Annotated in this window: 6 protein-coding genes and 1 pseudogene; 4 read left to right on the top strand and 3 right to left on the bottom strand. The window is 67.8% G+C overall.

Features of this window, described 5'->3' with window-relative positions:
- Positions 1-622 (bottom strand): annotated as a pseudogene (locus tag RJ03_RS26150) (hypothetical protein); the annotation flags it as partial.
- 502 nt (positions 623-1,124) lie between these two features.
- On the opposite strand from RJ03_RS26150, the gene RJ03_RS26145 reads away from it, so the two are divergent.
- The 3 genes from RJ03_RS26145 to RJ03_RS26135 all read left to right on the top strand — a co-directional run bounded on the left by RJ03_RS26145 (position 1,125) and on the right by RJ03_RS26135 (position 4,454).
- Positions 1,125-2,297 carry a glycoside hydrolase family 3 N-terminal domain-containing protein gene (locus tag RJ03_RS26145; protein ID WP_036506845.1) on the top strand — a complete coding sequence of 391 codons (1,173 nt, stop codon included), beginning with the start codon at positions 1,125-1,127 and terminating at the stop codon, positions 2,295-2,297.
- A gap of 91 nt (positions 2,298-2,388) precedes the next feature.
- Positions 2,389-2,988 (top strand): TetR/AcrR family transcriptional regulator, encoded by a 600-nt coding sequence (locus tag RJ03_RS26140; RefSeq protein ID WP_030514254.1) that lies wholly within the window; start codon positions 2,389-2,391, stop codon positions 2,986-2,988.
- 68 nt (positions 2,989-3,056) lie between these two features.
- On the top strand, positions 3,057-4,454 hold the full coding sequence (locus RJ03_RS26135; protein ID WP_245552388.1) for a DUF5685 family protein: 1,398 nt from the start codon (positions 3,057-3,059) through the stop codon (positions 4,452-4,454).
- Positions 4,455-4,587: 133 nt separating this feature from the next.
- Here the strand turns inward: RJ03_RS26135 and RJ03_RS26130 are convergent, their stop codons facing one another.
- Positions 4,588-5,457, bottom strand: coding sequence for a MaoC family dehydratase (locus tag RJ03_RS26130; RefSeq protein WP_036506841.1), 870 nt, complete (start codon positions 5,455-5,457; stop codon positions 4,588-4,590).
- Between the two features lies 1 nt (position 5,458).
- Entirely contained in the window at positions 5,459-6,820 is a 1,362-nt protein-coding gene (locus tag RJ03_RS26125) for a 3-oxoacyl-ACP reductase (RefSeq protein WP_036506838.1), read from the bottom strand.
- 251 nt (positions 6,821-7,071) lie between these two features.
- On the opposite strand from RJ03_RS26125, the gene RJ03_RS26120 reads away from it, so the two are divergent.
- On the top strand, positions 7,072-8,190 hold a 1,119-nt coding region (locus RJ03_RS26120), incomplete at its 3' end, for an acetyl-CoA C-acetyltransferase (protein ID WP_036506834.1).

Below are 8,190 nucleotides of genomic sequence, written 5' to 3'. Positions count from 1 at the left end.
CCTCGGGGGTGATGGTCGGCGCCGCGTCGGCCAGCGCGCGCAGCCCGTCCGGCAGCATCGCGACCGCCTGCGGTCCGGCCGCCCGCCGCACGGCGCCGAGCACGGTGTGTGCGGCGTCGGCGATACCGGGCAGGTCGTAGAGGTTGCCCATCAGTTCGGCGTCGACGAGTCCGCCGCCGAAGTCGGCGCCGACCTGGCCGCCCATTCCGGCCCACTGCAATTCGCGGTGGCCGAGTTGCAGATTCTCGTAGTAGCGATAGGACTTGATCAGATTGTCGCGGTTGGCCTCGACGCCGGTGCGCGGATCCCAGCGGCGCAACTCGATACCGGCCTTCTCGGTCGCGTCCACGAGCCAGTACTGGTACAGCAGTGCGGCGTACCGGGTCGGCGCCACACCCTCGGCGCGGGCCTCGTCGAGCAGGCGGCCCAGTTCGGCGTGGTCGTAGGGCAATTCCGGGTGCACGCCACCGGGCGACCGGGCGGCATCGCGATTGACCAGAGGCAGGTCGAGATACCGGTCGAGATCGGATGTGGCGACGGCCGGGGCGGCGCCGAGCGCACCCACCCCGACGACCACCGCGAGAATGAATCCCGCGCCGCGCGCGATTGCGCTGATACGCATATCGACTCAGCCCTCCGCTATCGGTTCGTTGATGGAGCGGAAGATTTCCGCGGTTATCGGTAGCGAATCAATAGCCGAATGCAATGGATAGCGATCCTGGCCTGCAACAGGGCGGGACCGAATCATGAATCTTCGACAACCGACTACCGACCGTCAGGTTACCGAGAGATTACCAATCGCAGCTGTAGCTATCGACTCGTCCGACTGCGGGCAACCGTCAGCATTCCGTTTCTACTGCCGTCTGGAAATAGCTGGTTATTGACCTTTTATTCGGTCCGCCGCTGTTCCGAAGGCGATCGCGCACGACGACCGCAGAATGACTGATATCACAATTCAATAACTGAGGTATTACCGCGGCAGGTGTTCGCCGAGCCCGCGAAAGGGTGGCCGTAGCGGTCGGAGCGAGGCTCGGCGACGCTCGCCCGGGGTGCGGTTCCCGGGGCAGGGGTGCGGATAGCGACCACGGGTAGGTTCCGGCGACCGGAACGGCTACGGTCGGTCCATGCGCAACGTCGCCGGGATCGTTCTCGCAGTAGCCGCAGTCGCCCTCGCGGGGTGCTCCGGTGGTGGCGGCTCCACCACCACGACCAGCCCCAGCACCGCACCGGGCACGACGAATGCGGCCGGCGGCACCGCCGCGACCACCACGACCGGTAACCAGCAGGACTGCGCCGCAGGCTATCTCGCGCAGTTCACCACCCGGCAGAAGCTGGCACAGCTGCTCACCGTGGGCGTCAAGAACACCGCCGACGCCGAACAGGTGGTGCGCGGGGAACAGGTTGGCGGCATCTTCGTCGGCAGCTGGACCGATCAATCCATGCTGTCCGGTCGGGGCCTCGACCAGGTGAAGGCCGCCGCGCGCACACCGCTCATGGTGACCATCGACGAAGAAGGCGGCCGGGTGTCGCGGTTGCAGAATCTGATCGGGCAGGCGCCCTCGGCCCGGGTCGCCGCGCAGACCATGTCGACCGACGAGTACTACCAACAGAGCCTGGCCCGCGGGCAGGCCATGAAGAAACTGGGCATCACCGTCGACTTCGCGCCCGACGTGGATGTCAGCGACGAGCCCGACGACGCGGTGATCGGCGACCGCTCCTACTCCCAGGATCCGCAGGTCGTCACCGAATACGCCGGCGCCTACATCCGGGCCATGCACGATGCCGGTATCGGCGCGGTGATGAAGCACTTCCCCGGCCACGGACACGGATCGGGCGATTCTCACACCGGCGCGGTGCGCACGCCCCCGCTGGATCAGATGCAGCAGGTGGATCTGGTGCCGTTCCGGAACCTGATCGACTCCGGCGCCGCGGTGATGGTCGGTCATCTCGACGTTCCCGGTCTGACCTCGCCCAACGTTCCGGCGAGCATCAGCCCGGAGGCGATGGCACTGCTGCGCCAGGGCACCGGCTACAACGCCAAGCCCTACAACGGCCCGATCTTCACCGACGACCTGAGCGGCATGGCGGCCATCACGGCGCGGATGGGCATCGAGGAGGCGGTCGCCACCGCCCTGGAGGCCGGTGCCGACGAAGCGCTGTGGATCAGCACCGACGCCGTCAGCTCGGTGCTGGACCGGCTCGAACAGGAAGTTCGCGACGGGAAACTGACCATGAAGCAGGTCGACGATTCGGTCCTGCGGGTGGCCGAGTACAAAGGCATCCAGCTCCCCTGCTGAGCCCGGCTTCAGCGAATCGGTGGCAATTCGTTGCCCTCGGAAACTTACCTTGGAGTAAGATAGGGGTTTCGATATGGGCTAGGAGTGGTGGATGGCAGGCGGAACGAAGCGGCTTCCCAGGGCGGTTCGTGAGCAGCAGATGCTGGACGCCGCCGTCGAGGTCTTCTCCCGAAAGGGATATCACGACACGTCGATGGATGCCATCGCGGCCGAGGCCAAGATCTCCAAGCCGATGCTGTATTTGTACTACGGCTCCAAGGACGAACTGTTCCGGGCCTGCATTCAGCGCGAGAGCGCACGCTTCATCGAGGCCGTCGCGGTGGCCGGCAATCCCAAGCTGACGCCGCACGAGCAGCTGCGCGCCGGGCTCGAGGCGTTCCTGTCCTATGTCGACAACAACCGGCTGTCGTGGTCGGTGCTGTACCGGCAGGCCCTCGGGCAGCAGCCGTTCGCCTCCGAGATCGCGAACAGTCGCGAGCGCATCATCGAACTGACCGCGAAACTGCTCGAGTCGAGTGCCAAATATGCCGAGCCCGGAACGGATTTCGATATCGTCGCGGTGGCCGTGATCGGTGCGGGCGAGGCGATCGCCGACCGGATCGCCAGCGGTGAGGTCGATGTCGCCAGCGCGGTCGACCTGCTCGACAATCTGGCCTGGCGCGGTCTGGCCGGTAAGAAGAAGGCCGAGTAGACACCGGCGAATCGCGCGGTCCGACTTGCGCGGCGCTGTCGGCACCTGCCAGAGTGCGCAGTGCACAGATGGCCGGATTGCCGATGCGGCCGGGGTTCTACGGGGCGGAATTGTTCGGACTTCTCACGCCGTGCGCGCACAGCGCGGCGAAATACGGCCTGGATGCGGCAGATTGGCGCACGCATATGTGCGGACTGTGCCTGGGCCTGCGCGACGGGCACGGCCAGTTGGCCCGCACCGCGACCAATACCGACGCGATCGTGCTGAATGTGCTCACCGAAGCACAGACCGGTGCGGCCGCGCGGACCGCGGCCGGGCCGTGTGCGCTGCGCGGCATGCACCGTGCTTCGGTCGCCGCGGCCGGATCTCCCGGGGTGCGGCTGGCGACGACAGCGTCACTGTTGCTGGGAGCGGCCAAGATTCGCGACCACGCCGACGACGGCGACGCGGGTCCGCTCGCCCGGCGGCCCATGCGGAAGGTGGCCGATCGCTGGTTCGCCTCGGCCCGCGCGAACGCCGCCGACATCGACCTGGACATCGAACCGCTGATCGCCGCGATCGGCCGTCAGGCAGAACTCGAGCAGACAGTGCGGATCCGTTCGCGGACAGCCGATTCCACGCCGCTGCAGCTGCTCGCCACGCTCACCGAGCCGACACAGACGTGTGCCGCCGAACTTTTCGCCCACAGTGCCGTTCTGGCGGACCGCCCGGAGAACGTCACTGCCCTGCGAGAGGTCGGCTGGCATTTCGGGCGCATCGCCCACCTTGCCGACGCCATCGAGGATCTCGACGACGACCGCCGCCGGAATCGCTTCAATCCGCTGCTCGCCACCGGAGTGAGCGCCGAGGGGGCACACGGTCTGCTGCGTGAGTCCGACGCCGAAATACGCCGTGCCCTGCACCAAGCGAAGCTCGCGCACGTTCCCACCGTCCGCTGGCTGTTGCTGGATCCGCTTCGCGGCGTCGTCCGCAAGCTGGGCCGAACCGCGGCCGTTGCGTGCGGCACCGCGACATCCGCCTGCAGTTGCGGAAAGCGTAGTGGCGCAACCCTTTCCCGCGACGCCGATACCAGCGCGACGGCACAGTTGCTGGGCTACCCGGTGGCGGCCGGGCACATTCGGTCGTGGGCAGCCGCAACGGTGCAGCCCCACGACATTCCGCCGCCGTTCGGTGATCGACCGCCGAGCGATCCGTATCCACCCTCGGACGAGCCACCGCACGAGCCCCCGCGACGGCCCACCTTCTGGCAGGGAGTCGGGATCATCTGCGGGGTGTACTGCACCGGGTACGCCTGCTGTGCCGGGCATCGGCGGCCGTGCAGCGGCGAACATCGGGATGCCTGGCTGCAGCGGTGCGACTGCGATTGCGATTGCTGCGACTGCGAGGGCTGTGGCGATTGCTGCAGCTGTTGCAATGGTTGCGGCGACTGTGACTGCGATTGCTGCGGCTGCGACTGCAGTTGCTGATCGGGCCGCCGATCGCCGGCTCAAATCGACAACAGCCGCCCACCTTTTCGCCTTCGCCACATATCGAATCCCCCATGCGATCCGATATGCGGCCGCCGAGAAGGTGGGCGGCTGTTCGTGTGCCGTTCGCTGCTCAGTGCAGCGTCGCGGTCAGATGAGGGTAGCCCTTCTTCGGATGTTTCAGCGACAGATCCCAGCCCTCGGCGGTCTGGTCGGCGTAGACGTTGACCGTGGACGGCAGCAGGATCGGCTTGCCGAATTTCACCGCGTAGGCCGTCTTCGCGGGCACCCGACCCTCGATGACGCCGAGGATCGCGGCGGCCGACCACATGCCGTGGGCGATCGACCGGGGGAAGCCGAAGGCCTTCGCCCCGAGCGCCGACATGTGGATCGGGTTGCGGTCGCCGGAGGCGGCCGCGTAGCGATGGATCATCGCCTGGTCGACCTTCAGCGTGCGCAGCGGCGGCGGCGGCACCTCGTCCGGGGGCGGCGCGGCCTTCGGGCCACCGGACAACGAGGTGCGCTGCTGGTGCAGGAAGGTCGTGACCTGCCGCCACACCAGTTCCCGACCCACGCTGATCTCGCTGATCGCATCGACCAGCAGACCCTTCGGGTGCTCGCGCAGATTCTCCACGTGGGCGCGGATGTCGAGCGGTTCGCTGACCGAGATCTCGCGGGTGCGCTCGATCAGATTCTCCGCGTGCACCGCGCCGACGGCGACGAACGGGAAGTCCCGGGCCACCACCAGCTGCATCACCACGGGAAAGGTGAGCACGAACGGATAGGTCAGCGGCAGGGAGTCGCCGAAGCGCAGCCCGGTCGCGTGGCAGTAGGCGGCGAGGTGGTCGGGATCGACGCGGACGCCGTTCCACTCGACCGCGCGATCCGGGATCTCGGACTTACGCGCCGACACCAACGGCAGCGGAACGGCACCCAGGGCGGCCTTCAGATACAGGCTGCCGGTTTTGGGCGGCTCGTTCAGCGAGATGGTCTGAGTGGCCACGTCAGGCTCCGATCATGGCCTGGCCGCAGACGCGAACGATGTTGCCGTTCACCGCATTCGAGGCCGGGCTGGCGAAGTAGGCGATGGTCTCGGCGACGTCCACGGTCTGCCCGCCCTGCAGCAGGGAGCTGAGCAGCCGGCCCGCCTCGCGGGTGCCGACCGGAATGGCGGCGGTCATCGCGGTCTCGATGAAACCGGGGGCGACGGCGTTGATGGTGATGCCCTTCTCGGCCAGCTTGGGCGCCTCGGCGTTCACCATGCCGATGACACCGGCCTTCGAGGCGCCGTAGTTGGTCTGGCCGCGGTTGCCGGCGATACCGGCGATCGAGGACACGTCGATCACCCGGCCGCCCTCCTTCAGCGCACCCTTGGCCACCAGGCCCTCGGTGATGCGGTGCGGCGCGGCGAGATTGACGTTGAGCACGGCGTCCCAGCGCGCGGCGTCCATGTTCGCGAGCAGCTTGTCGCGGGTGATGCCGGCGTTGTGGACGATGATGTCGACGCCGCCGAAGCGTTCGGTGGCGAATTCGGCGATCTTGTCCGCGGCATCGGCGGCGGTGACGTCGACCGCGAGCGCGGTGCCACCGACCTTGTTGGCGGTCTGCGACAGCGCTTCGCCGGCGGCCGGGACGTCGGCGACGATCACGGTGGCGCCGTCGCGGGCGAACACCTCGGCGATGGTCGCGCCGATACCGCGGGCGGCGCCGGTGACCACGGCGACCTTGCCGTCGAGCGGCTTGGTCCAGTCGATGCCGGCGGCGGCGTTGTCGTCCTTGCCGACCCGGAAGACCTGGCCGTCGACGAACGCCGACTTGGCGGACAGGATGAAGCGCAGGGTCGACTCCAGACCGGTGGCGGCCGCGGCGGCCTCCGGGTGCAGGTAGACCAGGTTGGCGGTGGCGCCGCGCAGAAGTTCCTTACCCACGCTGCGGGAGAAGCCCTCCAGCGCGCGCTGCGTGATCTGCGCGTCGACGCTGCCCGCGAGTTCCGGCGTGGTGCCGACGACCAGCACGCGGCCGGAGGGGGCGATCGAGCGCATGGCCGGCTGGAAGAACTCGAACAGCTGCGACAGTTCCTCGACGGTGGCGATGCCGGTGGCGTCGAAGACCAGCGCACCGACCTTCACGCCCTGGGTGGGGGCGTCGACGAAGGTGTAGTCCGACAGCAGGGTGCGCGCGGCGTCGGCGACGCGGCCCTTACCGCCGAGCAGGACGGGGCCCGGCAACGCCGGCTCGCCGGGGGCGTAGCGACGCAGCTTCTCCGGCTTCGGCAGGCCCAATTTGCCGGCCAGGAAAGCGCCGGGGGCGGAATTGACGAACGAACCGTAAAGGTTGGGAGCGCCCTTGCTCTTGCTGGCTGCCACTGTTCCTACCTTCTCCTTGTGTCGTATGTGGACGATCTGGACGTCTGCCGTATCCGTTTTCCCCACTACCCCGCGCGTTGTAGCCCACATCTCCGGGGTACGGTGTCGACAATTAACTTACTCCAGAGTAAGTTTAATGTAAACCGACGGAACCGCCAGCAGTACAGTCGGCCGGGTTACCGACTTCGTCCCCAATATGCGGCATTCCCGGCTCCGGACCCAGAAAACCCGACGAGACAGTGGAGACTCGAGTGACTACCAAAGCCCGTTCGGCGAAGACCGCACCATCGAGCAGCCGGGCCGACAAGGCCAAGCAGGCCAAGCCCGTCGCCGTCCTCGGCGGTAACCGCATCCCGTTCGCTCGCTCCGACGGCCGTTACGCCCACGCTTCGAACCAGGACATGTTCACCTCCGCGCTGAACGGCCTGGTCAGCCGATTCGGGCTGCAGGGCGAGCGGCTCGGCATGGTCGTCGGCGGCGCGGTGCTCAAGCGGGTCGGCGAGCACGGCATGGTCCGCGAGAGCGTGCTGGGCAGCGAACTCTCGCCGTACACCCCCGCGCACGATCTGCAGCTGGCCTGCGGCACCGGCCTGCAGTCGATCGTCACCGTCGGCGACGCCATCGCGCTGGGCCGGATCGAGGCCGGTATCGGCGGCGGCACCGACACCACCTCCGACGCGCCGATCGGTGTGAGCGAGTCCATGCGCGAATGGATGCTCGACGCCAACCGGGCGCGCAACAACAAGGATTACGTCAAGCTCGTCGGCCGGCTGCGCCCGAGCATGGTCGGCATCGAGATCCCGCGCAACGCCGAGCCCCGCACCGGGCTGTCGATGGGTGACCACGCGGCGATCACCGCCAAGGAGTTCGGCATCGCCCGCGAGGCGCAGGACGAACTGGCCTACCTCTCGCACAAGAACATGGCCGCCGCCTACGACCGCGGCTTCTTCGACGACCTGGTCACTCCGTTCCTGGGCCTGACCCGCGACGACAACCTGCGCCCGAACTCCTCGCTGGAGAAGCTGGCCACCCTGAAGCCGGTGTTCGGCAACAAGCTCGGCGATGCCACCATGACCGCCGGCAACTCCACCCCGCTCACCGACGGCGCCTCCGCGGTGCTGCTGGGCAGCGAGGAGTGGGCCGCCGAGCGCAACCTGAAGCCGCTGGCCTACCTGGTCGACAGCGAAGTGGCGGCGGTCGACTACGTCTGGGGTCCGGACGGCCTGCTGATGGCGCCGACCTACGCGGTGCCGCGCCTGCTCGCCCGCAACGGCCTCACCCTGCAGGATTTCGACTACTACGAGATCCACGAGGCGTTCGCCTCGGTCGTGCTGGCCACCCTGCAGGCGTGGGAATCCGACCAGTACTGC

The organism is Nocardia aobensis NBRC 100429 (assembly GCF_000308375.1).
Lineage (GTDB): Bacteria > Actinomycetota > Actinomycetes > Mycobacteriales > Mycobacteriaceae > Nocardia > Nocardia aobensis.
The sequence above is the reverse complement of the archived record's forward strand: the minus strand, read 5'-3'. Positions and strand labels throughout refer to the sequence as shown.

What these genes read in the sequence shown, in the direction of transcription:
- RJ03_RS26145 (WP_036506845.1), top strand. Translation starts at nt 1,125, where the DNA reads ATGCGCAACGTCGCCGGGATCGTTCTCGCAGTAGCCGCAGTCGCCCTC.
- RJ03_RS26140 (WP_030514254.1), top strand. Translation starts at nt 2,389, where the DNA reads ATGGCAGGCGGAACGAAGCGGCTTCCCAGGGCGGTTCGTGAGCAGCAG.
- RJ03_RS26135 (WP_245552388.1), top strand. Translation starts at nt 3,057, where the DNA reads ATGGCCGGATTGCCGATGCGGCCGGGGTTCTACGGGGCGGAATTGTTC.